Raw genomic sequence first — 24529 nt, 5'->3', positions numbered from 1 at the left:
GTAGGATACAAAAAGTCAAAGAACGATTATAAGTCCAGCACCGTTTAGCCCAATATGATGAGGCTTTCGGAGCTGAAAATTTAAAGTATGGTTGTTTTGTCTTTCAAATTTCTAATAAATAAAAGTTTTTAGAGGTACCCTGATATATTAAATGTTTGAACATTATTATTACTTTCAATATTCCAATCATGTACGACTCTACCTGTCAAATCCAATAATTGTACTGCAGAAATGGATTGATTATCATTTAATTCAATAGTAAATGCATTTTTTGTCGGATTAGGATATAGATTAATAGAATTGTCCAAAGTATAATTTTCAATATCTGTTTGAAGTTCTGATCTATCTGAATATGAGTATTTATAGGCAAGAGTGTAGGATCCATGAGAGGCCCCTACACCCATAACTTTTACATATACATATCCAGTATAGCCCATATAGAAGTTAACTAATGAACGGTTTGACTCACATCCATTATCATTACCACAAAAATATTGACAGCCATTATTATAAACTTTAATATAAGTATTATAAGTGGCTGTAGCACCATTACCACACCCAGTTTTAAAGGTATAAAACTTTCCAGCGTTTAAATACATCTTGTACACCTGGCAGCCGTATTCATCATGACCACCACTAGCAGTTTTCCAATAAGTTGTTGGACTAATGGTATAATTGTAGTCAGGACAGGTAGAACAGACAGTTTCATATCTATACGCCAATTTAAATGAACCATAACTATAACTGTTCCAGCCTGATACAACCAGGTAAATTGTTCCATAACCACTGGCAGAATTATATTCAACATATGAACGACCCTCTTCACAACCATCATCATTCTCAGCTAGTAGATAACAATTAGAACTTAATATTTTCAAATATGTATCAAAAGATGCAGTAGCACCATTACCACATCCTGTCTTGAATATATATATTCTTCCTGGGGTAACACTTATTTTATAAATTTTACAACCATTGCTAACAATGGAACTACTGTGGGTTTTCCAGGAAGCTGTGGGACTAATAGAGAAGTTATATTCCGGACATGTTTTACATATTACACGATCATCTGTTTCCATTTGTTCTGAAATTGCTATAGTATCCTCTATTGGATCTATAATTTCCGCATCTCGAAGAGATTCCTCAATTATTGGAATCTCATTCTGAGCATTTAGATTATTAATAAAAATGAAATAGATTAAAGAAAATGCCATTAGTAAAATTTTTGTTTTCATGGTTTTAGATTTTTTAAGGTTAATATTCCGTATGTTGTATATTATTTGAACTGATTCAAAATTAGTCTTCATTATTTAAAGCGTGAGTCATTAATTATGAGTATTTTAGTACTCATAGGTGTGTGTTTCTGAGTTTTTATTTGATCTGATATATCCATGAACAACTTCTTTAAGTTCATCATAATCAACTGGTTTTAATAAATATCCATAAACTGAATAATTAATTGCCTTAATAGCGTAATGGTTGAAAGATGTGACTAAAATAAATTCAGAATCAGAATATTTGTTTCTAACCTCACTCATCACATCAAATCCATTCTTCACAGGCATCTCAACTTCGATGAACACCAGATCAGGATTTTTCTCAACTATAGCACTAACAGCACTAACCGAAGCTTCTATGTTTCCTAAAATTTCAACGCCTTCAATCTTGCTTAATAAATTTTCAAGTCTCTCACTCGCAAACTGGTCATTATCAACTATTAAACAGGTAATTGGTTTCATCTAATTCAAAGTTCAATTTTTACTAAATAAAGGTAAGTTCAGGATTCGGGGAATGGGATTATCACAAGTGAGTAAAAGAGTACTCACTAATGAGTATAATGAAGGATGAAAAATGAAAAATGAAAAATGAAAGATAAATATGGTTTTATTCATTAGAAATCTTTCATCTTTCATCTTTAATCTTTCATTTTTCCTCACCCAATGGGGTCACATTCTGTGAATAAATGGATTAATTGTCATGGAATATTCATACGTCGACATATCTGAAGAATTTCTGTGGCTTGGAGCGGAGATCGTCATGATTTCCGGCAAACTGGCAAAGACATCCAATTATGGAGCTATGATCAATCAGCTATTGCGCAGTGGCACATCTGCCGGCGCTAATTATGAAGAAGCCTGTGGAGCACAGAGCAAAGCAGATTTTATTCATAAACTTCATATCTGTTTTAAGGAACTGAAAGAAACCAATTACTGGCTTCGGCTCATTGAAATGTCCAAAATACTACCGGCCGATTCGATTTCACCAGCACTGGGAAAATCTCAGATGTTGCTTAATATTATCGGAAAATCACTGGTGACGAGTAAGAGGAATAAAGATGAAAAATGAAAAATGAAAAATGAAAATGGTATTATTCATTAATAATCTTGCATCTTATATCTTTCATCTTTACTCTTTCATCATTAAAACAAGCTAACTTTGTATTAAAATTTAAAATATGAGCACAAAAGAACTAAAGGAATTGCTTCATGAAAGCATCGAGAATATTGATGATAATGATTTTCTACTGGCGGTCAGAGAATTCCTGGAATTTAAATATAAACCAACCGTCCCTCCCGTTCTTTCAGACCATCAGATTGAGCGCATCGCAAAATCAAAAAAACAGATCGTTGAAGGTCATTCAATGACTAATGACGAGGCTGATAAACTTGTTGAAAAATGGCTCAGCGAATAATCTGGTCGCAAATTGCTGTTGCCGACAGGATTCAAATTCTCGACTACTGGTATCAACGGATCGGAAATAAATCATATAGCAGCCGTTTGGATCATTCTCTCAGGCAAATAATCAAAACGCTTTCCCGGTTTCCTGAAATGTGACGACAACTTGAAAACAGAGAAGAACGTTTTGTCGTCAAAGCTCATTAACGGATATTCTATCAGGTAAAAAATTAGGAAATTCACATACTCCATATTTGGGATAGCAGAAGAAATCCATTGGAATTAAAGATGAAAGATGAAAGATGAAAAATAAAAATGGTATTATTCATTAATAATCTTACATCTTTCATCTTTCATCTTTACTCTTTCATCTATACTCTTTCATACTCACAGAATTCGCATAGTATAGCGGGATGAACTTGATTTTTTGTTGTGGCAATACGGCATAGTGACCTGTATAAAAAATAAGCCCTTCAGGGGTGTTTTTATAGGTATCCAAAAAAAGGTGCATACTCTTCAAACGCCCGGCTGAAGCACTTTTTACTTCAACGGGATACACGCTGTCACCAACCTGAATGACATAATCCACCTCGGCGCTGCTGCTTTTTGCTTGCCGCGACCAGTAGTAGAGCTGTCTGTTCTGAGACAGGTTCAGTTCCTGCCCGACAAACTGCTCAGCTATTGCCCCTTTATAAAGGTGCATAAGGTCTGAAAACATGAACTCCTTAAAGGACTCAATTCCGCGAAAATGATGCATCAGCCCGACATCAACCATCAATGTCTTGAACACTTTTTCTCTGACATTGACACCAAGTGGTTTGGCATCAGGATAAACTGACGGGATCTTATGAAAAATATTCGCCTTTTCAAGTGTCTGATAGGCCTTTTTAATGGTGGGATTCGTAAACCCATCTGCAAGATGAGCATATTTTGTTTGCTGTCCAATGGATTGCGATACTGAATTCAATACGGAATTCAAACAATCCTTATCGACTCTGGGGGAATATTTTGAAAAATCCAACCGGTAACTATTAACAAGTTCGGCAAGGACTTTAAGTGATTCCTGATAAGACAGGGTCTCTGCAAACGTCCTGACACTCTCAGGCATGCCTCCGGTTAAAATATATTTCCGGAGTAAATCAAGTAGAAAAGCATGAAGTGTGTCAGAAATACGCTCCGGTTTTGCATGAATGATCTCATCGGCTTTTTCGTTACCGGTGGCCATAAGAAATTCTGAAAATCCCAGCGGGTGCATCCATATAAATTGGATTCTTCCGACAGGAAATGAAAATTCATTCATTGAGAACTCCAGTAATGAACCTGCTGCGATAACATGTAACTCCGGATATTCTTCATAAAAATAACGAAGAGATTGAATGGCAGACGGGCATTCCTGAATCTCATCAAGGAATAGCAGGGTTTGTCCGGGAGAAATCGTTTTATTATGGATAACTTCAAGCTCTGCACATATCCGCTTTGGATTCAGGTCGGCGATGAATAACCGTTTGAGCTCCGGATTTCGTTCAAAATCAATAAGTATGGTATCTGAAAAAAACTTTCTCCCAAATTCTTTCACCGACCATGTTTTCCCTACCTGCCGTACTCCACGAATAATAATTGGTTTTCGCCTTTTCTGGTTTTTCCACTGCTCAAGTTGTTCGTCTATCAATCTTTTCATTTTAAAATTTTAAAAATACAAGGCAAAATTAAAGAAGTTACTTTAATAATACAAGGGTAAAAGAGTAAAAATGAAGGATGAAACATGAAAGATGAAAAATAAATATGGTATTATTCATTGATAATCTTGCATCTTTTATCTTTCATTTTTCATCTTTCATCCCATTTTCAATAGCCCAGAGGATCAGTTCATGGGTGTTTTTCAGGCCTGTTTTTTCAAGGAGATTGCGGCGGTGAGTATCGACAGTGTTTTTGCTTATAAACAGTTCTTCGGCAATTTGCCTGGAGGTCTTACATTGCACTAATAGCCGCAGGATCTCCTTTTCCCTCTCACTTAGATGAACTTCATCCAGGGGAATATGCTGACCTGTTCCTGTGCCGTACTGCAATTTATGGCATTCGCGGAAGCGGTGCAGGGTATCTTTTAGTTCATCGATGTCGACAGGCTTGAGTAAAAAGTCGAATGCCTCATTTTTTATGGCTTTAATGGCGTATTGGTTATAATCGGTCACAAAGATAAATGTGGGATGGAAGTCTTTTGATTTGATGGCTTTTACGACATCAAAGCCGCTCATTCGGGGCATTTCAACGTCGATGAAGACGAGGTCAGGTTTTTTATGTAAGATTGATTCAATGGCCTGTTCAGGATCGCCCTCCATTCCGATGACTTTTACGTCATCGAATTTGGTGAGGAGAATGGCGAGTCGCTCGCGGGCATCGCGTTCATCATCAACAACAAAGCATGAAATGGTTTTCATTAATAAAAATTTTTCATCTTTCATCTTTCATCTTTCCTCCCCCTTCAGGTATAGTAATCTCTACTTTCGTTCCGGACGGCTGATTGGAGTTATCATAGAGATCATTCACTTCATAGGTGATCTTCACATTGTATAATTGAAAATAGATTTGAAGTATCTGGTCGAGGATATGCAGTCCGCGGCCGGCGGAGAATTGTGAATACTCCTTTTCTTTTGCGCGGCCAATGCCATTATCCGCTATGCAGATCAACAGATTCTTATCTTCCGATTTGATTGAAATATTCAGTATCCCATTCCCTTTGAGATGCTTGATTCCATGTATAATTGCATTTTCAGCAAAGGTGTGTACCAGCATCTTGGGAATGATGGTCTGTGTGTCGATATTCTCATCAATCCGTATGTTGTATTCAAATTTATCATCCATTCTGAATTTTTCCAGCTCGAGGTAATTAGACACATAATCAATTTCCTCAGAAAGTGGAATAGCAGTATTGTCGGAGTTTAAAAGAGAATTCCTCAGCAATTTGGTGTATTTACCAAAGACAAGGTTTGCTTTTTCCGTATCTCTTTTTTCGAAGAGGTTTCCGATGGAATTGATCAGGTTAAGAGTAAAATGCGGGTCAATCTGGGTCTGGATGAATTTCATCTGAAGCTGCGCTATCTCATTCGGCAGGTCATATTTTCGTTTGATGCGAATTTGCTGAGTTTTTTGGCTGACAAAAATAATAATAGCAATAAATAAGTAAATGCCGATATAAATAAAATATTGAAGAAAGAATAAAGGATTCTTGAAATAACTATACAGATAAGTTTGTTCGTCGTGTTGAATAAAAAGCAGTGGCCTTTCTTGCTTTGCCAGTTTAACTGAAAAATCAAACGATCGAATTTCTGATAAACCAATATTAATAACGACTGGATATGAGAAATCATTCCTTGTTAAAACAATGTTCTGAAAATCTATGGTAGGGAAAAGAAACTCCTCATCCCCATCATTGTCAATATCAGTCATATAAGGCGGAGCCAATGATAAACCTATTCTGCCAATCTTGATCTTTTTCTTGTTAATAATATCCAGATCACTGTTAAACTGTTTAACAGTGCCATCTTCATATACCAGGCAGAGTTTATTTCTATTAAATTTATCCAGAGTAAACAAATAAGAATAGTCTTCTTCAAATTTATTTTCAAGGATTCGATGATGAAGCGGATTGTCATTAATATCAAATAGGGATAAAGAAGATTCAGGAGCATCCGTACTTTTTTCTATATCCAGAGCTGCAATGTAAATATTATTTTTATCCCTGAAAGGCGCCACCTGGAGCCATGAATGATGTTCACCGATGCACCTGGGAGGAAAAAGAAAATTTAATTGATGATCCAATACCATCAACCATGTGCAGGTATCGGCATATGCAAGTTCTTTGCGATTTCCATAAGCATTGGTATTACCCATTATTTCATAAAAGGTATCATTATTTAAATCGAATTTTATCGGTTCATATAAAGCTGTACCGGAAATCGGAGAGGAAATAATTGTATCATTTGCCCTGTCGAAAGCAAAGATATTTCGTGGTTGACCTGACCATGCCGTATAAATTGAAAAAACAATCTCTTTCATACCATCCCGGTTCAAATCGAAAACACCTACCGAATCCATCGCAAAATCAATATTACCATCTTTGTCGAGAATATAATTACAGACATATTTCACCTTTTGATTGATAGTTATAAAAAACTTATTCCTCGAAATCGGCTCGAGCCCGTTAATAAAAATGGAGTCATTTCTATATGTAAAAATGTATATCTCGTCCATACCATTTCCATTATAATCACCAAACATGTAAGGTCTATCCGGTCTGAAATTACCTGGTAAACGTGGCTGTTCAAATACTTTTCCATTTTTATGGATAAGAACTGTTGAAAATATATTCCCTTCAGGTTGTTCAGTCGCCAGGTATATTTCTTCACTAATACTATCGTGATCGAAATCGTGATAAATGACTTTTCGTGTACCAACATTTTGTTTCATAAGGAGTACCGCCCTGTAGCGATCGAATATGGGAGGTAAAAGCAGGATGATAGTCACTGCAAACGGCAAGCTTAGTATTAATGGATGAAAAAGAATATGGATGATTCTTTTTTTCATTCTAATAAGAAGGGTGAGGATAAATTACCCCGGTAAATATAGCTAAATTTCAGGGATATAGCAAATTGATATTTCAAAATGACTACAATAAACAACATTTATCTAATTTTGCAGTCCATTTTATAAGCTCAATCCATGAATATAGCCGCATTGGTATCGGGAGGTGTCGACAGCAGCGTAATCATTCCTTTATTAAAAGAACAAGGATATGATCCGTTTATATTTTATATTCAGATTGGAATGGAGGAGGAACCTGGATTCATGGACTGCCCTTCAGAAGAGGATATTGAGATCACCACTTACATAGCCAAGAAGTATAACTGCCGGTTTGAAGTGATTAACCTTCATGAAGAATACTGGAACAGGGTAATAAGCTATACTCTTGATTCGGTGAGGCGAGGGCTTACACCCAATCCTGATGTCATGTGCAACCGGTTCATCAAGTTCGGCAGCTTTGAAGATAAGATGGGCAAATATTTTGACAAGATTGCCACTGGACATTATGCTCATATCATAAATGAAGATGACACCTGTTTTCTTCATACTGCAAAAGACAGGGTGAAAGACCAGACCTATTTTCTGTCGCACATCACTTACCAGCAGCTATCAAAGGTGATGTTCCCACTGGCATATTACCTGAAAAAAGATGTCCGCCATAAGGCAGCGCAGGAAGGTTTGCCCAGCGCACATCGCAGGGACAGCCAGGGTATATGCTTTTTGGGCAAGATCAATTATAATGAATTCATTAAACGGTATGTCGGGGAGAAAAAGGGTTCCATTATAGAATTGGAAACAGGTCGCATTCTGGGTACACATAACGGGTACTGGTTTCATACCATTGGTCAGCGCAGAGGCTTGGGCCTTGGCCAGGGCCCATGGTTTGTTGTCAAGAAAGATGTTAAGGAGAATATCATATACGTTTCCAATGGTTATGATCCGGCGACACAATACAGTGATGTCGTAAATCTGGAAGGATTTGAGTTTATCTCAGGAGACCCTTTTAAAGATTATTCCAAAGGGGTTGAGATCACCTTCAAGATACGTCATACACCTGAATTCACCAAGGGAATTATTACAAAAGACGGTGACATTTTCCAGATCAGGTCAGAGGAAAAGATCGCCGGACTGGCACCAGGGCAATTTGGAGTGGTGTACGACAAAGATGAGAAAATATGCTATGGCAGCGGGGTGATAGGTTAGAAGTCGGCAGCGGAGCGAAGCGACGTCCCGACGAGCGAACGAAGTGAGCGAGATCGGGGTTGACAGTCGGCAGTCGGCAGTCGCCAGTCGGCAGGCATATTTTCTGGATAATACGGTAAGGTTTGGTTACCGGGAACAAACAGATTATTAAAATTATACGTATGGAAAATTTTGTTGCATATAATCCGACCAGGTTATATTTTGGTAAAGATGTCCTGAATGATCTGGGGAGGTCAGTGAAAGGATCTGGCCACAGGGTACTGCTTATTTATGGTGGTGGTTCCATCAAACATAACGGTATCTATGATAAGGTCATGGAACAACTGAATAAGATTGATGCTGAGGTATTTGAATATCCGGGGATACGTCCTAATCCCATTATAGAAGATGTCGACGCAGCCGCCAAGCTGGGAAAGGAAAAACAAGTAGATATAATCCTGGCTGTCGGTGGAGGCAGTGTTATCGATTCGGCAAAAATTATCTCCATTACGATACCGGTAGATCATACGGGCTGGTATTTCTATTCAGAAAGAACCAGGCCACACAAGGCAATTCCTCTAATTGCTGTTCCAACGCTTGCAGCTACGGGATCAGAGATGAATCCGTTTGCCGTAGTTCAGAATAATAAAACCCGTCAAAAGATAGGCTTTGGTCATGACCTCTTGTATCCCCGCTATTCATTTCTTGATCCACAGAACACCTTTTCTGTGCCAAGGAATTATACAGCTTACGGTATAGCAGATATGACAGCCCATTGTCTTGAAGCATACTTCGGTGAAGGTGATGCAACCCTTTCCGACCGTTTTGTTTATGCTATCTTGCAGGAAGCTATCGCATGCAGTCAACCACTTTTGAATAACCTGCATAACTATGATTTAAGGGCAAAGGTCATGTATGCTGCCACTGCAGCGCTGAATAAGCTGACCATAAATGGACGTAAATGGGGTGATTGGGGTGTGCATAGCATCGGACATGTTCTGTCGCTTTTGTTTGACCTTCCCCATGGAGCATCTTTATCGATTGTATATCCTGCCTGGCTGAAGTTTCACAGGAATAAAATCCCACACAGAATAGCTGAATTAGGGAAAAATGTTTTTGGAGTGAAGTCTGCCGGGCAGACTATCGAGGCATTTGAGACTTTTTTCCGGTCTATTGAATGCCCAGTCAGATTAATTGAAATGGGTATTGGAAAAGACAACAAACAGGAAATCATCAATGTAATGAAGCTCAATGAAGCCAGTGGAAATCAATATAAGTTGGCACCTGGGAATTATGCGGAGTTAGTGGAAATGTTTCTGTAAAAGGGATAAAATCTTTATTGTTACAGGTTGCATGTTGCAGGTTACAGGTTCTTTGACATTAAATAACCTGTAACTTGTAACCTGCAACTTGGGCTATTCTTCTTCTTTCGCTTGTTCTTCGTATTCTTTCAGCAGTTTATCCTGGACATCGGCAGGTACCGGTGCATATTCGGCGAATTTCATCGAATAGGTAGCCCAGCCGCTGGTAAGAGAACTCAAAGCTGTGGAGTAGCGTCCCATTTCTGCCAGAGGCACACGTGCTTTGATAGTACCATGTTCCATGCCCATGATGACGGCACGGCGGCTCTGCAGGTCGGTCATCACATTACCCATCTTATCTTCGGGGACAATCACCTCAAGGTCATATATAGGTTCGAGGATCTTGGGAGAAGCTTCCTTGAAGGCCATGCTGAAAGCGGTCTTACCGGCAATCTTGAACGATATTTCATTGGAGTCAACCGGGTGCATGCGTCCATCGTAAACGCAAACACGGATATCACGAGCATAAGAACCTGTGAGTGGTCCTTCTTCCATTCTTTCCATGAGCCCCTTCAATATAGCCGGGAGGAATCGCGCATCAATAGATCCGCCGACAATGCAGTTATAATACATGAGTTTGCCACCCCAATCCAGTTTAATCTCATCCTTTCCCCTTACGTTTACAGCGAACTCTGTATCACCTTTTTGGATAGCAAGAGGAGTCACCGATGATTTGCGCATGGTCTGCTTGAGCTTAAATTTTCCCGGCTCAGGTGAACCTTCGGTGTACGGTTCAATGAGCATGCTGACTTCTCCGAACTGACCTGCTCCTCCCGATTGTTTTTTATGCTGGTACGTAGCCTGGGATACCTTGGTGATTGTTTCACGGTACGGTATTTTAGGTGCGAGGAACTCAATGGGTATCTTATATTGATTTTCAAGGTGCCATTTGGCAATATTCAGGTGAAGTTCTCCCTGTCCTTCGATAATCAGCTGGCGTAGTTCTTTGTAGTAACCGGGAAGAAGTGTCGGATCCGACTTTTTCATGTCATTCAGGGCTGAGCTGAGTTTTTCATCATCGGCTGTGTTTTTGGCTTTCACAGCCATCCTGAACTTCGGATCGGGGAATGCAATAGGAGTAACTGCATCATCTGCATTCTGTGCCGAGTTCAAGGTGTCATTGGTTATTGTGTTTTTCAGTTTAATCGTGGCAGCTATATCGCCGGTGAATACTTTTTCGACTTTTTCCCTATTTTTACCACAGAATACAAAAAGTTGAGTGATCCTTTCTTTGGATTTATTACGGGCATTTATCAAGTCAATCCCTTCATTTAGGGTACCGGAATATACTTTAAAGAATGACACTTCCCCGAGATGTGATTCGATAGTGGTTTTAAAGATAAAGGCCGATGGCGTTGCACCAGGATTGCATTTCAGCTCTTTTCCGTCGGTAGTCTTAGGTTGTGGCACTTCATTGGGAGAGGGTGCATTCTGTGAGATGAATTCAAGCAGACGGCCGACGCCCATATTATGTTTGCCATTGACACAAAGAACCGGGAAAAATCCCCTGGAATTCAGTCCAATGCGCAATCCCTGATTAATTTCATCTTCGGTAAGCTTGCCATTTTCGAAGAAGACCTCCATAAGTTTCTCATCATTGGCTGCAAGGTCCTCAATAAGTTTATTATGCAACTCTTCTGCCTTGGCCTGCTCAGAAGCAGGTATATCTGTGATGTCGGGTTTGCCGCCACCTTCAGGGTATTTAAACATCTTCATTTTCAGAAGGTCGATAATGGAATTAAATCCGAGCCCCGGATTAATGGGGTATTGAACGAGGGTAACACCACTACCAAAACGATGCTTCAACTGTGTTATGACTTCATCAAAGTTTGCATGCTCATGCTCCAGGTGGTTAACTGCAAAGATGACAGGTTTATGATATTTAGCGGTGATTCTCCATGTGACTTCAGTTCCGACCTCAATGCCGCTCTGTGCATTGACTAACATAATGGTTGTATCAGCAACATAAAGTGAGGAAATAACCTCTCCCACGAAATCATCAAACCCCGGGGTATCGAGAATATTGATTTTTTTCCCGTTAAATTCGGCATAAAGAACAGAAGCAAAGACTGAGTTCTGGCGTTCCAGTTCAATATCCCTGTAATCTGATACCGTATTCTTATCTTCGACAGAACCCCTGCGGTTGATGTTACCACCTTCAAACAACATAGATTCAGCCAGCGTCGTTTTTCCCGATTTCGCGCCGCCAATCAGAGCAATATTCTTGATTTCACTAGTTTGATAAACCTTCATTTCTTGTCAATTATGTATTTGGATTAATATAACGGATCCCTTAAAGGGGCTGCAAAAATATGAAAAAGTGATTAATAATAAAATATTGAGGGAGAAAAATAGGGATAAAAGCTTCAAGATGCGAGCTAAAACCTGTAATTAAAGGTTGCAGGTTACAGGTTGCAGGTTGAGCGAGGCGAAGCCGAGCGAAATCCCGATGAAGTCGGGATTAGAGGTTACAGGTTACAGGTTGCAGGTTACAGGTTGAGATGAAAGTTAAGGAATATGCTGAATTTTCAATGAGATTCGGATAGTAGTGATTCGCTTCGGAGTATAGCGTATGTTTCCTTCCATTTCTGTTCAGTCATTTTTGCACCTATGACTTCAATAACCTTGGCAGAAAGTATGGAAGCTATACGTCCGCATTTCTCCAGGTTGTAACCCTTTATGAGGCCATAAAGAAAACCGGCGGCATACAGATCTCCGGCACCTGTGGTGTCAATAGGGATGATCTGATAACCGTCAACGGTAATAATTTCGTTATGATGTTTTATCAGCGAACCCTTTTCTCCCAGCTTCACAATAGCCATATCACATTCATTACCGATGATATCCAATGCTTTTTCAGGGGTTTGGCCTGAATAGGCCTTTGCTTCTTCTTCATTGGCAAAAACGATGTCGACATTTTCTCGGATGACCGAATGAAGGAATGCAAGGTTTTCATCCACAATATTATAGCTTGCCAGATCAAGCGAGACTTTAAGTCCTTTTTCTTTGGCCATTCTAACGGTGGCAGCCAGAAGCTCATGGTTTTGGACCATGTACCCTTCAATATGGATAATTGCATAATCATCGAAAAGCCCGGGATAGAGATCACTGACCGATAGTTCCATAGCAGCGCCGAGGTAAGTTGCAAAAGTTCTTTCCGAATCCATGCTGACTAACGCTATCGCCCTGCCGGTTTCGGTATCGTCATAAGAAAGATGTGGTTGAATATGGTTCGTCTTCAGTTCGTTTAAAAAGAAATGTCCGAATTCGTCATAACATATTTTCCCGGCAAAGCCGGTTCCTATACCCATTTTTGCGAGGCCATGGATAGTGTTGGCGGCTGAGCCGCCTGATGTCATGGTTCTCGGAAGATGTGATGTATCATGAAGGATTCTGTCGGAAAGATGTTTATCAACCAGTTGCATGCTGCCTTTCGGAAGAAAGAATTTTTCAAGAAGAGAGTCATCGTCAAGCTTGGTCATGATATCTACCAGAGCATTGCCAAGGCCAAGGATTTTTTGCATTTTCAGAGATGAAGTTAAATTTAAGTTACAGGTTGCAGGTGACAAGTTGCAGGTTACAAGTTGCAAGTTTGGTGTATCAATAATTATAAGCATAACCTGTGACCTGAAACTTGTAACCTGTAACCTAGATAGAAATTTAAACAAAGATATTGTAAATTGCAATTTATTATATAATTTTGCCCCGCTTTTTAAGAACCCTACAAGTTTAAGGATATATATATTATTTCTTGGAAACTTGTGCACGACAGTCCCCAATAGCTCAGTTGGTTAGAGCGACTGACTGTTAATCAGTAGGTCTCTGGTTCAAGTCCAGATTGGGGAGCATGAAAATCAAACACTTACTCAGTAATTTGGGTAAGTGTTTTTTGTTTATGCCAGGTTCTTGCCATGTTTTTAGGAAAACACCTACTTGAAAACTTATTGGGCAGGAATCCATTTTAGAAAAACTCCTGTCAAGTGAAAAGGTTTAAAGCCATCCTTTCTGTTGTTTTAATCACGCCCGAAAACTCACAGCTTCCTGGATCGAAAAGAGATCCTGCCTGGACGTGCCGTTCCATTTTATCAACTTTAGCCGGCACAAATTGACCATATCACTGATTTGATTGTCTGAAAGATAAGATGATCAGAATAAATTGGCGCAGACTGATTAGTTTGTCCGGCGTATGTAATCAATCAAAAATTCAATTTAAATTTGTATATTAGTCAAAATTAATCCGATCACATTAAAATTGGTGTTTTAGGTTCTTAAAAAAGTCAAATAACTAAATGCTGTTTGTGATGAAAAGAATTCTTCTATGCTTTGTCTTTCTTTACGCGGTAAATAATTTGTATGCACAATGGGTGCATACTTCATATTTGATCAATTCTGTCGATACCTATGTTAGTAATGTTGTTTTCACTTCCCCTAATGGGGGTTATTATTCAGATTATTTTATACCTGAGGAGTCGGAGCACTATTGTGAATATGATATATACCGGACAGATGATGGTTGGCAGACATTCACTTGGGTTAATGGGGGAGGAGGAAATTATGAAGCTGCTGCCAATATCGGAGATCTGATTTTTCTCAATGATTCAGTGGGTTATAAACTGGTGTTTGGTATTTTTCCGTATATTAAAAAAACTGTAGACAAAGGGCATACCTGGTCAGATGTACCACACAATGTTAGTCTGTATGATATTTATCACATTTCCTATCCTGCTGAAGATGTCGGCTATTATCTGTCAAGTCCTGCACAGATTATTGCCTCTTACGAAGGAGACTGCCACCTATTGGATTTTCCGGGTGAATATTATGGTTTCGCAAATATTTCTTTTATCAATGACTCAACCGGATTTGTTTTTTGCCGTGACACATTGAATAATTATGTTTGTATCAGAACTTCTGATTCAGCAAGGACCTGGACCGGGGTGCTAAATCAACCGAATGGCCAATTCAGGGGAATTCATTTTCCATCCAATAATGTCGGGTATATGATAGCGCCTGGTGGTCTAATGTATAAAACAACAAATACCGGTAAGAACTGGCAAATCCTTCCAACGGGAGTTACCCGAAATCTGAACTCGGTTTATTTTATCAACGACTCAATAGGTTATATTGCAGGTGATAGTGGCCTGATCATGAGTACCAACAATGGAGGGTCGAGCTGGTCTTCTGAAGCAGCAGGAACGACTTTCAATATAAAGAAAATCTATTTATCGGATACCTCCAATGGCTTTTTTTATGCCGGGGCATCAATCTTTCGCAAATCATCAACAGGGATTTTGGATACTGTTACCGGTCTCTATGCAGTCGTGACCGGCAATTATGTCCATCTGGAATGGACGGCTCCCTCGTCCGGTGGTGTTTTGGGATATAATGTGTACCGCAATGATACCCTGCTCACAACTACACCTGTCATTATCCCGATTTATGATGACTCCCTGGTTCCCAATGGCCTGCAAACCTACTGCGTTTCAGCAGTCTACGGTACAGGTGAATCTGATACCGTGTGCACAGATGCTATGATCACTTATAGCATTCCGGAAGAGGAAGCATCTGTGAGGATTTATCCGAATCCCGCTGACGAGGTGATTAAAATCGTGTCCCCTGTGAATTTCAGCCATATACGTATTCTTAACCTTTTAGGACAAGAAGTGTATCAGTATAGTGCTCCCTGTAATAACCTGAGGATACTCACCACAGGAATTCAAGCAGGCCTTTATGTGTTGCAATTCACCCTGGAAAACAGCACCATTGTACGTAGGATTTCAATTAAGTAAGACGGTAATTTTAACTTAAACCAAGACATCGCGCATATGTAACGCATGCCTGATAATCGGCGCTGTTTCTGAAATCGAGAAAGCTTCTTTTTATATTTGCTCCACTGTCGCATGGCTGGATGATCGCTATAGATTGGAAACCATTCCTACTTTCATTTGGCTGAAATCCTGGGAAGCCCGCAGTTGCATCTTTTCTAATCCCTTCTTACCAGCAATTCCATTAGCCGATGGTTGATATAATAAGTGCTTTTACTAATCTTCAAAGCGGTCAGCAAACCATCCTTTTCGAGAATTTTAAGGTAATTTGATGCTGTCTCCCTGTGGGCAATTCCCTTTATAACCAATAATTCAATTTTAAGGTACGGCATATTGAACATAAGCTCAAACAATTCGTTCCGTTTTCCGAACTTTTCGAGTGACTTGAATACTTGGGGCTCCAATTCCTTTTTTAGTTGCAGGATATCCCTGATCTTTTGTATAGTGAGTTGTGCGGTTTCATGCACAGCTGTTGTCATAAAAAGTATCCAATCACGCCAGTTTTCCTTTTGGGAAACTTCATTGAGAAGCCTGTAATAATCCTGTTTGTGATCTATTATGTAGGCACTGAGATACAACACAGGGTGGGGCAGTAATTGCTGTTGAATCAGGTAAAGCATATTCAGGATACGACCTGTCCTGCCATTACCGTCAGAGAATGGATGAATGCTTTCAAACTGGTAATGAATCAATGTAAGTTTGATAATTGGATCAAGTGGACTCAGCTCATTAATATTTATGAATTTCTCAAGGCTTGCCATTTTTTGGCGTATTTCTTCCTCACAACAGGGTGGGGTGTAAATGATATTTCCTGTTATTGAATTTTTTAAAACAGTTCCTGGTTGAACCCTGATTCCCGACTGATTCTGCTTTATTCTTTGTACAATGTCCACTAAAATATTTGTCGTAATAAAGTTTTGATTATCTCTCATAAGGTGTAAACCTGATTGTATCGCCTCTCGGTATGATAAGACCTCCTTTGCAGCAGGATTTGCATTTTCTGCGTTCAACACGGCCTGATAGAGTTCATCCTGAGTGGTCACAATGTTTTCGATGGCTGAACTGTCACGACTCTCTTGCATCACAACAGTATTGAACAATAGATTCAACAAAGCTTCTTCCGTCATAGTCTCACACAGTCCTTTCAGCTCTGCAAGACTGCGGGAAGCTACTATTACGTGGTTTAGAAGCAGCTCACTGGTTTCGATATCCATTTTGGGCGGCAGATCTGGAAGATCATTATATGGAACTTTCGGGTCGTAAGTCATTAGTGTCGGATTTTTTAATTATTACCGTCATTACCGTCATTTTATGCCGGATGAGATAGCATACATACATATTTATGTCGTGCAAAGATAAATAATTCGACATTAAAGTGCTGAATTCTTTCTTCATCCGACATGAATAATTTATTATGTCGAATATCTTATATTTTTCCGACATATAAATAGATCAAACTCATTAAAAGGAATCCCCCCTGGTTGCAACTTTCGTAAGTTAGGGGAGCAGAAAAAGGGATGTCATCCCGTCAGAGATGACATCCCTTTTTTACATCTTCATCCCCTTCATCCTCCCATCCAACTCCTTCCGGTTCCTCAAATATTTCCCCACTTCCACCCAGAAAGCCTTTGAGTGATCCTTGTATTTCACATGACACAGTTCATGGACGATAAGGTAATCGATCAGAGAAAAGGGCAACTTTATTGCCTCGGTGTTGATCACGATGTTGTTTCGTGGTGTGCAGCTTCCCCAGCGTTTGGTTTGTTTGCGAAAATGAAGCAAACCATATTTTAATCCAGTCTTTTCAGACCATTTTTCCATTCTCGGTGTAATTTTTTCGGCAGCTTTCCCCCGGAAGAACTCATCCAACGCCTTATGAATATCTACCTGGGTATTCTTCCCACTGGTGGTGATCCTGAAGCGGGAATGGTTAAACTCAATCTTTGTTGCTTCGATGCTATCGTTGAAATAGACCTCTGTGTAATATTTTTTCCCGAGATACAGAATTCTGGAACCTGTTACGATATCTCCTTCCTTAACCGATTCCACCAGATTTAGCTTATCCAGAATCCATCTGGCTTTCTTAAGAACGTATTTGTCAGCCTGCTCTCCGGAGATGGGTGCTCCTTTGAGGATCACTCCATGATTTTTTTCTACAACGATATAATGCGATTTCAGTCCGTTTCGCTCCTGTATCGAGTACTGTATCGTCCGGTCACCATATTGTACTTCAGGCATGCTTATTTTTGGCTATTAGTTCAACCAGTTCCTTCGCCTTGAGGCGGGCATCGGCCCGTTCCATTTTCTGCAGTAAGACCTTGATGATCTTGTTTTCCATCTCCTTTCGCACCATGCCCTTATCTTCCCAGCCCACAATACTCATCTCTCCTTCGATGACCTCATAGATTTTTCGGGTAGCATACTCAGCTTCATCATCAAAAATGGTTTTCATGGTGTTGTAAACCACTATCTGGTCTTCGGTTTCAAACCCTTTCTCTTTCCCCTCTTTGTTTTCATTGATGATGATATCCTGTATTTCGGCAAATGCCTCCAGCAGTTTAAGCTGTGTGATGCGATCTTCTTCCCGTTCTTTAATGAGTTCTTCCAACCGCTGTGCAAGGGGCTTGAAGAAATCAGGGTTACGATCCAGCCCGACCTTAATGATATGCTTAAGATTGTTGCGCATCTTCAGCTCCTTTGTGGCCGGTGATGCGTTCAGGATATCTTCCCGGAATTTATCCTTGTCAATAATTGAAATGGGTTCCTGAAGCAGATTATCAACTCCTGTGGCTTTCAGATGCTGGTCGACCATTTGCTGGAGCTTCAGGCTCTCATCCCGTGTGATCTTCAGCTCTTCATCATCCGGATAGGCATTCCGGGCCCTGATCTTGATCTCATTGAAGAGCTTGAAGTCGGATTCAAACTTTCTGGCAGCCACATTGGGCAGGACAATGGCAATGGATTTATTGAAATTCCTCAGCAGCTCCTTGAATTCATCCCTGATGTTGATGGGCTCAATGTAGCGGATGGCTGCATCAATGAACTGATTTCTTTCGTATTGGCGATCTATGCCAAGTGGTTTGAAGAAGCTGACCAGTTTATTGTGATTCATTTCCAACCGTGGCATCTCCTCGGAGAGGCTCTTCATGATATCCGATAGCTTCAGATCGCCGGAGAAAATTTCAAGCGCCTGAATCAGAAATGCCGTGATCCCAAAATAATCAATGATGAACCCTGCTTTCTTGCCTTCCCGGGAGCGGTTTACCCGTGCAATGGCTTGCAGGAGGCTATGCTCTCTTAAAGGTTTATCAAGGTACAGGCATGATGCAATGGGTACATCATATCCGGTGAGGAGCATATCCGATACAATCAGGATGGCGGTGTTATCGAATCTCAATTTACCCGACTTCTCTTTGTCAGCTTCATTACCAAAGGGTAATTTGAAATTCTCGATGACATTCTTGACTTCTTCGGTAGGAGTTGCAAGAATGGGCTTCTTATCTACGTGGGTCTTGTTGTAATCGTTGGCCTCGTAAACCTCCCTGGCAATGAAATCGGATTTTGGAGAGCCCAGGCTGATCACCACCCTGGTATTCAGGTCATGAATCCCCTGTACTTTCAGCCTTTCAAATGTTTCTTTGTACCTCAAAGCCATCGGTCTTCCATCACAAACAATCATCGCCTTATGATCGTCAGGGAAGATTTTACCGGTATAATGTCCGATAATATGGCGGGTGATGGCTTCAATTCTCTCAGTTGAAAGCTGGTACTTGTTAAGGGCTTCGTTCTTGAGCTTATCCTGTTTCTCTTCGGAAAGGTGCCCGAATTCAGCTTCAAATTGTCTATCCAGCTCTTCTTTCCTGACGTTAAGTCTGGCAATACCCTCATCGTATAGAAGTTCCACAGTAGCACCGTCCTGAACCGATTCTTTGATAGTATAAACATCGATGTACTGTCCACCATAGAATTCACCGAGGGTTGATTTTTCTTCTTTGGAGATAGGTGTGCCTGTAAATGCCAAAAACTTGGCTTTGGGCAGGACGGTTCGCATAAATGCAGCCAGAAATCCATAATGACTTCTGTGGGCTTCATCCACCATCACATAGATATTTTCCTTTTGGGACATCTCTTCCAGACGGATTTCCTCCCGTTTGATCTCAACCCATTTGCCACCTTCCAAGACCTTGGTAATCTTGGTCAGGGTTCCATCTTTAATGGTTTTCTCAATGAGCTGGTTACGGATCTCTTCCTGCGCAGTCAGGTCTGTGGTTTCCGAAGTTTCTTTATCCTGTTCCTGAAATTTCTGAAGGGTGGTGGTTATGATTCCTCCATAATCATTCCTGAGCAATTTTTCCAGATGAACCACCGAAGATGCCTGGTTGACATTTTTGAACCCGCAGTTGATGAAGGTGGTAGTGATCTGCCTGTCGAGATCGATCCTGTCGGTCATGATGATAACCGTGGGATTTTTGAATCCGAACTCTTCTGCCAGAAGTTTACGGGTGATGTACGCCATGGTAAGGCTTTTTCCACTACCCTGAGTATGCCAGATCACACCACCCTGATTCTGCTCCTGGAACTTTTTAATGGCTTTGTTGGTGGCTCTGATTTGTGGGTAACGAGGGAGCTTTTTAATGATTCTTCCTTCATCCAGTTCAAAGATCACGAAGTGGCGGATCAGATCAAGAAGATGTTCCTTTTTAAAGAGATTGTAAATGAGAATGTCCTGTTCAGATGGAGTTACACCCAAGAGAGCTTCCAGATCAGCAGTATCCTTGACTCTGTAAAATGAATAATGCTGTTTTCCTGCTCCGATTGCTCCATATCTTCCTCCGACTTTAAAAATGCCTGCACAAATCTGGTTGTACCAGCAGAGTTTTTCGGAGTTCTGTTGATAGTATTTAAGGTCTTCATAAGCTTTATCAAAGGCACTCAGCGAATTGGGCGATTTACATTCGATGAGGGCAATGGGAAGACCATTCACGAAAACTGTTAGATCGGGAATGGAATTCATTAACCTCCCGTGGAACTTCATCTGGTTAACGATCAGAAAATCATTGTTTTCAGGGTTTTTGTAATCAATGAACGATACGGGTTTGTATTCCTCTTGGCCGTTAATAACCTGTTTTACCGAAAAATTTGCTCCCCTTATCAGCTCCCAGGCTCTCTGGTTGGATTCCATCAGGGATGCTGAGTAGATATTTGTTATTTCATTAAAAGCCTTCTGAACATTGTTTTCGCTGATTTCCCATTCGCTGATTGTGTTAATACGCTTTATGGTTTGAAGAAGTCTGTCTTTCAGGATCACCTCCGAGATATTATCCCGTTCATCGGTGAGTTCGCCATCGTAATACTCGTATCTGAGCTTCCTGAAGAGTTCAATGGCGGGGAGTTCGGAGTGAATGTATTCAGGGGAAGTATTCATTTTTTGCCTCTAAAATCAAAATATTTTTGATCTTTAATTTTTTATGTGTATCTTTGTGGCGTTCTTTACCTAAGGTCTGGAACCTACAAAGGTCTCAAACGCTGAACCATCAATCAGCGTTTTTTTTATCACTCTATTTGCTTATTTTCCCTAATCTCAGCTTTTTGATATTAAAAATAAATCGTCTCGTTCTTTTTCCAATTTGAAAAAAAGTACAGTGTACTTTACCTATGACATTTGACCTTGGCTTTACAAACATTTGATAAAACAATCATTTAATATATTACTATACAATGTTTTATAAAAATATATTTTAACACAACATTTGACAATAAACGTGGAAACATTTAACAATCTTCTATAATGTTAAGTCCACCTTCACCCTCACCTTGCCGGTCAGCAATTGTTGCATCAATCCCTTCTTCATCTCTTCATATTTGGTCTTCTTTTTTTGAAGAACTTCAAGCTTTTGATCAACTGAGAAGAGGATTTCTGAGATTTTCTGTTGCTCTGGATATGGAGGAAGCAAAATTCTTAAATTTTCAACGTCAGTCGAATTTATGGCTGGATAATTTGAACCTACCAGTAGACTTTGAATTTGGCACTGAAGTAATTCATAATAAAGGCTTTGATAAATAAAATAACCTATTGCTTTTTGAAGAGGGGTAATTATTGCAAAACCAGTAGAACAAATAATTTCATTGGTTTCAAAGTTTGCTATCGCATATCCAAGCAAATTTGGTCTGACTGTTGCCATAACATCTCCATTCTTTAGAATCCGTCTTGCTCTCGATGGTGCAGTCTTGAACTGGATTTTTGTTCTGGGGAAATCTATTTTACCAACTTTGACGGACGCTAAATCTATGTAGTAAAACGAATATTCAGGATCAGTATCATTTGAAAGAGATTGGTCATTTACAATTGCTATATCTGATAATTTGTGTATCTCCCAGCTCTCCGGAATCTCCCCCAGCGGTGAATCTTTGAATTTTGTATGCCCGATGCCTCTGGTAAGCAGCCGTTGCATCAAGCCGTTTTTAAGCTGCCGGGTTTGGATTATTCTTTCATTGATGGCATCAATTTTATCATCAACGGTGGAGAGGATGGAGGCGATTTTGGATTGTTCGGGAAGCGTAGGTATAGCTATTCTTAGTTTAAGCAAATCCTTTGTATATATTGCTGCTACGCTTGTTGTACCAGTTGCTATATTTCGCAACTGTTCAATGCAATATTTTGAATTGAAAACAAAATTCATGAAATAGTTTGATGCGACCCTTCTCTCATCAAAAGTCATTTTCATAAGGTTAGAGTTATATAATGCCTCATCAAGTTCATTTTTCCAAATAGCAACTTTGCCAACTAATTCCAGAGTATTTCTTGTATTGAAGAGTAAATCTCCTTCTTTCAGGATGTAATTGTTTTGGTACTTCTCGTTAATAGGAATAAATTCAACTTTTTTTAAATCAATTTTCCCTCTACCAATGTTTCCCATCTTCATCAGAGGAAGCCCAGATTCAGTTTCTCCATTATTATAATTACCCCCTAATCTGCCTTCAATAAGTATATCCGCCAATTTCACAACATCCCAATCTTCAGGGATCATCCCAATCGGTGTATCCTTGTATCCTTCCTTCATAAGTCACTATGGTCTAACTGGTTTTTTGCCAATTCAATGGCTTGATATAGCTTCTGTTCAAGCAATTTACGTGTCGGCAATTGTTGCGACAGTGTCGCAAGAATTTCCCCCCATTCTTCAGGTAGCATCCCAATCGGGTAATCCTTGTATCCATCTCTCATAACCCAAGCTCCTTCAGATACTGGTTCAACTTCTCATCAATGGCTTTCTCTTTCTCTTCCAACCGCGTAATAGATTCTCTTACAGCTTTCAGATCGATCTCTGTTTCGGCCTCATTGGTATCGATATACCTTGAGATATTCAGGTTGTAATCGTTCTCCCTGATCTCAGCCATACCGACTACCCGCATGAACTTTTCGATGTCCTGTTCTTTATCATAGGCATCAACAACCTTTGCTATATCTTTTTCCTCAAGTTGGTTCTGTACCTTACCCTCCTTGTATTCACCGGAAGCATCAATAATTATGACCTTATTCTTCAGCCGTTCAGGTTTCGATTTGTTGATGATCCATACAGAAGCTGGGATACTCGTATTATAGAATAGAGCAGATGGAAGTCCGACAATCCCTTCAATAATATCCTTTTCCAGCAGTTTCTGCCGGATACTCCCTTCGGTTCCTCCACGGAACAGGGTACCATGAGGCAGCACAATCCCCATTCTTCCATCTTCTTTCAAAACAGCCACCATGTGCTGCAGAAAAGCCAGATCGGCATACCCACGGGGCGGGATACCATACTGGAAACGCCCGAATTTATCCACCACCACCTTATTGTAGTTCGGGGTGATCTCCTTTTCTTTACCGTCTTTGTCCAGCCTCTTTTCATTATTTGTCTCTGCAGGAGTCCACCATTTATTCTGAGAAAAAGGAGGATTTGCGATAACACGGTCAAACAGCATCAGGTTGTTCTTATCATCCTTGTGCTTTGGATCAATCAGTGTATCACCTTTACGGATATCGGCATCCATAAAGTTGTGAAGGATCATGTTTATCTTGCAGATGGCCCATGTGCCAAGGTTCTTTTCCTGTCCGAACAAAGAGACATTGATATTATTCCCGACCTTACCATTGGGTTGTTCAGCAATGTACCTGGCTGATTCGATCAATAGGCCGCCAGAACCAGAGGTTGGGTCGAAGACCAGATTTTTTGGTTGGGGTTTGATAAGTCTGACGATTAATCTTACAACCCCTTTAGGAGTATAGAATTCTCCACCCTTCTTACCAGCATCATCGGCAAACATCTTGATCAGGTACTCATAGGCATCCCCTAAAACATCAGGGGTATAGAGTTCAGAATTCCTCAGGGAATACTGGTTGAAGTGCCTCAGAAGCCTCTGCAGGACGGCATCGGAGAGTTTTTCCTTATCCCCGAATTTAATGGCGGTCATCACCCCTTCCAGTTGGGTGTTATCCCTTTCAATGGCGGCAAATGCTTTATCGAGAGCTTCCCCGATATTCTCGGTTTTAGCGGTGAGAGATTTCCAATGGGCTTCTTCAGGTATGCAGAAATATGGTTCATCTTCAGCGTCTTTCTGGCTGAGGTTCTCTTTCTTCATAATGTTTTCGACCTCTTCTTCAAATACGTCATTGGCTCTCTTTAGAAAAAGCAGCCCAAAGATGTAGTTTTTAAAGTCACTGGAGTCGATGCTGCCCCGAAGGATGTTGGCTGAGTCCCACAGCCAGGTTTCGAGAGTGGAGAGGGAGAGGATGGTCATATTGGAGTGGTAGTGTTTATTGTGAACCTAACTTATTGATTTTGTTGATGTATTACACAATACGCGTATAGCGATACAACAAATTTAAAGCAAATATTGAAGTGATGGATGAAAGGGGAGATAAAATGCCTCATC

19 protein-coding genes and 1 tRNA gene are annotated in these 24529 nt (G+C 40.1%); 7 read left to right on the top strand and 13 right to left on the bottom strand.

What is annotated here, in order from left to right:
- Positions 1–128: 128 nt before the first annotated feature.
- On the bottom strand, positions 129–1235 hold the full coding sequence (locus tag NT175_09930; GenBank protein ID MCX6235020.1) for a T9SS type A sorting domain-containing protein: 1107 nt from the start codon (positions 1233–1235) through the stop codon (positions 129–131).
- A gap of 105 nt (positions 1236–1340) precedes the next feature.
- Complete coding sequence (locus tag NT175_09925) at positions 1341–1739, bottom strand: response regulator (protein ID MCX6235019.1); 399 nt, start codon at positions 1737–1739, stop codon at positions 1341–1343.
- Positions 1740–1977: 238 nt separating this feature from the next.
- Between NT175_09925 and NT175_09920 the strand changes: the two genes are divergently transcribed.
- The 3 genes from NT175_09920 to NT175_09910 all read left to right on the top strand — a co-directional run bounded on the left by NT175_09920 (position 1978) and on the right by NT175_09910 (position 2835).
- Positions 1978–2346: a four helix bundle protein gene (locus NT175_09920; protein MCX6235018.1), complete on the top strand. Its 369-nt coding sequence runs from the start codon at positions 1978–1980 to the stop codon at positions 2344–2346.
- Between the two features lie 109 nt (positions 2347–2455).
- A complete protein-coding gene (locus tag NT175_09915; GenBank protein MCX6235017.1) occupies positions 2456–2692 on the top strand; it encodes a hypothetical protein in 237 nt (78 codons plus the stop codon).
- Positions 2677–2835 (top strand): hypothetical protein, encoded by a 159-nt coding sequence (locus NT175_09910; protein MCX6235016.1) that lies wholly within the window; start codon positions 2677–2679, stop codon positions 2833–2835. The genes NT175_09915 and NT175_09910 overlap by 16 nt, the downstream gene beginning before the upstream one ends.
- A 208-nt stretch (positions 2836–3043) precedes the next feature.
- Here NT175_09910 and NT175_09905 read toward each other — a convergent pair whose 3' ends face one another.
- The 3 genes from NT175_09905 to NT175_09895 form a co-directional block, all read right to left on the bottom strand.
- A complete protein-coding gene (locus NT175_09905; protein ID MCX6235015.1) occupies positions 3044–4354 on the bottom strand; it encodes an ATP-binding protein in 1311 nt (436 codons plus the stop codon).
- Between the two features lie 142 nt (positions 4355–4496).
- Positions 4497–5111: a response regulator transcription factor gene (locus tag NT175_09900; protein ID MCX6235014.1), complete on the bottom strand. Its 615-nt coding sequence runs from the start codon at positions 5109–5111 to the stop codon at positions 4497–4499.
- A gap of 13 nt (positions 5112–5124) precedes the next feature.
- On the bottom strand, positions 5125–7257 hold the full coding sequence (locus tag NT175_09895) for a histidine kinase (protein ID MCX6235013.1): 2133 nt from the start codon (positions 7255–7257) through the stop codon (positions 5125–5127).
- 135 nt (positions 7258–7392) lie between these two features.
- On the opposite strand from NT175_09895, the gene mnmA reads away from it, so the two are divergent.
- Positions 7393–8457: a tRNA 2-thiouridine(34) synthase MnmA gene (gene mnmA / locus NT175_09890; GenBank protein ID MCX6235012.1), complete on the top strand. Its 1065-nt coding sequence runs from the start codon at positions 7393–7395 to the stop codon at positions 8455–8457.
- 161 nt (positions 8458–8618) lie between these two features.
- A complete protein-coding gene (locus NT175_09885) occupies positions 8619–9758 on the top strand; it encodes an iron-containing alcohol dehydrogenase (protein MCX6235011.1) in 1140 nt (379 codons plus the stop codon).
- A gap of 93 nt (positions 9759–9851) precedes the next feature.
- Here NT175_09885 and NT175_09880 read toward each other — a convergent pair whose 3' ends face one another.
- A complete protein-coding gene (locus tag NT175_09880; GenBank protein ID MCX6235010.1) occupies positions 9852–12050 on the bottom strand; it encodes an elongation factor G in 2199 nt (732 codons plus the stop codon).
- A gap of 275 nt (positions 12051–12325) precedes the next feature.
- Positions 12326–13321, bottom strand: a complete 996-nt coding sequence (locus NT175_09875; GenBank protein ID MCX6235009.1) for an adenosine kinase — start codon at positions 13319–13321, stop codon at positions 12326–12328.
- 248 nt (positions 13322–13569) lie between these two features.
- On the opposite strand from NT175_09875, the gene NT175_09870 reads away from it, so the two are divergent.
- Positions 13570–13643: transfer RNA gene (locus NT175_09870), tRNA-Asn, on the top strand.
- A gap of 455 nt (positions 13644–14098) precedes the next feature.
- Positions 14099–15583, top strand: coding sequence for a YCF48-related protein (locus tag NT175_09865; protein ID MCX6235008.1), 1485 nt, complete (start codon positions 14099–14101; stop codon positions 15581–15583).
- A gap of 194 nt (positions 15584–15777) precedes the next feature.
- Here NT175_09865 and NT175_09860 read toward each other — a convergent pair whose 3' ends face one another.
- From NT175_09860 to NT175_09835, 6 genes are all read right to left on the bottom strand, one after another.
- Positions 15778–16887, bottom strand: coding sequence for a Fic family protein (locus tag NT175_09860; GenBank protein MCX6235007.1), 1110 nt, complete (start codon positions 16885–16887; stop codon positions 15778–15780).
- Between the two features lie 280 nt (positions 16888–17167).
- Positions 17168–17857: a SprT family zinc-dependent metalloprotease gene (locus NT175_09855; GenBank protein MCX6235006.1), complete on the bottom strand. Its 690-nt coding sequence runs from the start codon at positions 17855–17857 to the stop codon at positions 17168–17170.
- Positions 17850–21044, bottom strand: a complete 3195-nt coding sequence (locus NT175_09850) for a type I restriction endonuclease (protein MCX6235005.1) — start codon at positions 21042–21044, stop codon at positions 17850–17852. The genes NT175_09855 and NT175_09850 overlap by 8 nt, the downstream gene beginning before the upstream one ends.
- Positions 21045–21402: 358 nt before the next feature.
- Complete coding sequence (locus NT175_09845) at positions 21403–22680, bottom strand: restriction endonuclease subunit S (protein ID MCX6235004.1); 1278 nt, start codon at positions 22678–22680, stop codon at positions 21403–21405.
- Positions 22677–22841, bottom strand: coding sequence for a hypothetical protein (locus tag NT175_09840; GenBank protein ID MCX6235003.1), 165 nt, complete (start codon positions 22839–22841; stop codon positions 22677–22679). Before NT175_09840 ends, NT175_09845 begins: the two co-directional genes overlap by 4 nt.
- Complete coding sequence (locus tag NT175_09835; protein MCX6235002.1) at positions 22838–24394, bottom strand: type I restriction-modification system subunit M; 1557 nt, start codon at positions 24392–24394, stop codon at positions 22838–22840. The genes NT175_09840 and NT175_09835 overlap by 4 nt, the downstream gene beginning before the upstream one ends.
- Between the last annotated feature and the right edge of the window lie 135 nt (positions 24395–24529).

This window comes from Bacteroidota bacterium (assembly GCA_026391695.1).
Taxonomy (GTDB): Bacteria; Bacteroidota; Bacteroidia; order Bacteroidales; family JAGONC01; genus JAPLDP01.
This window is presented reverse-complemented; position numbering and strand designations above follow the sequence as displayed.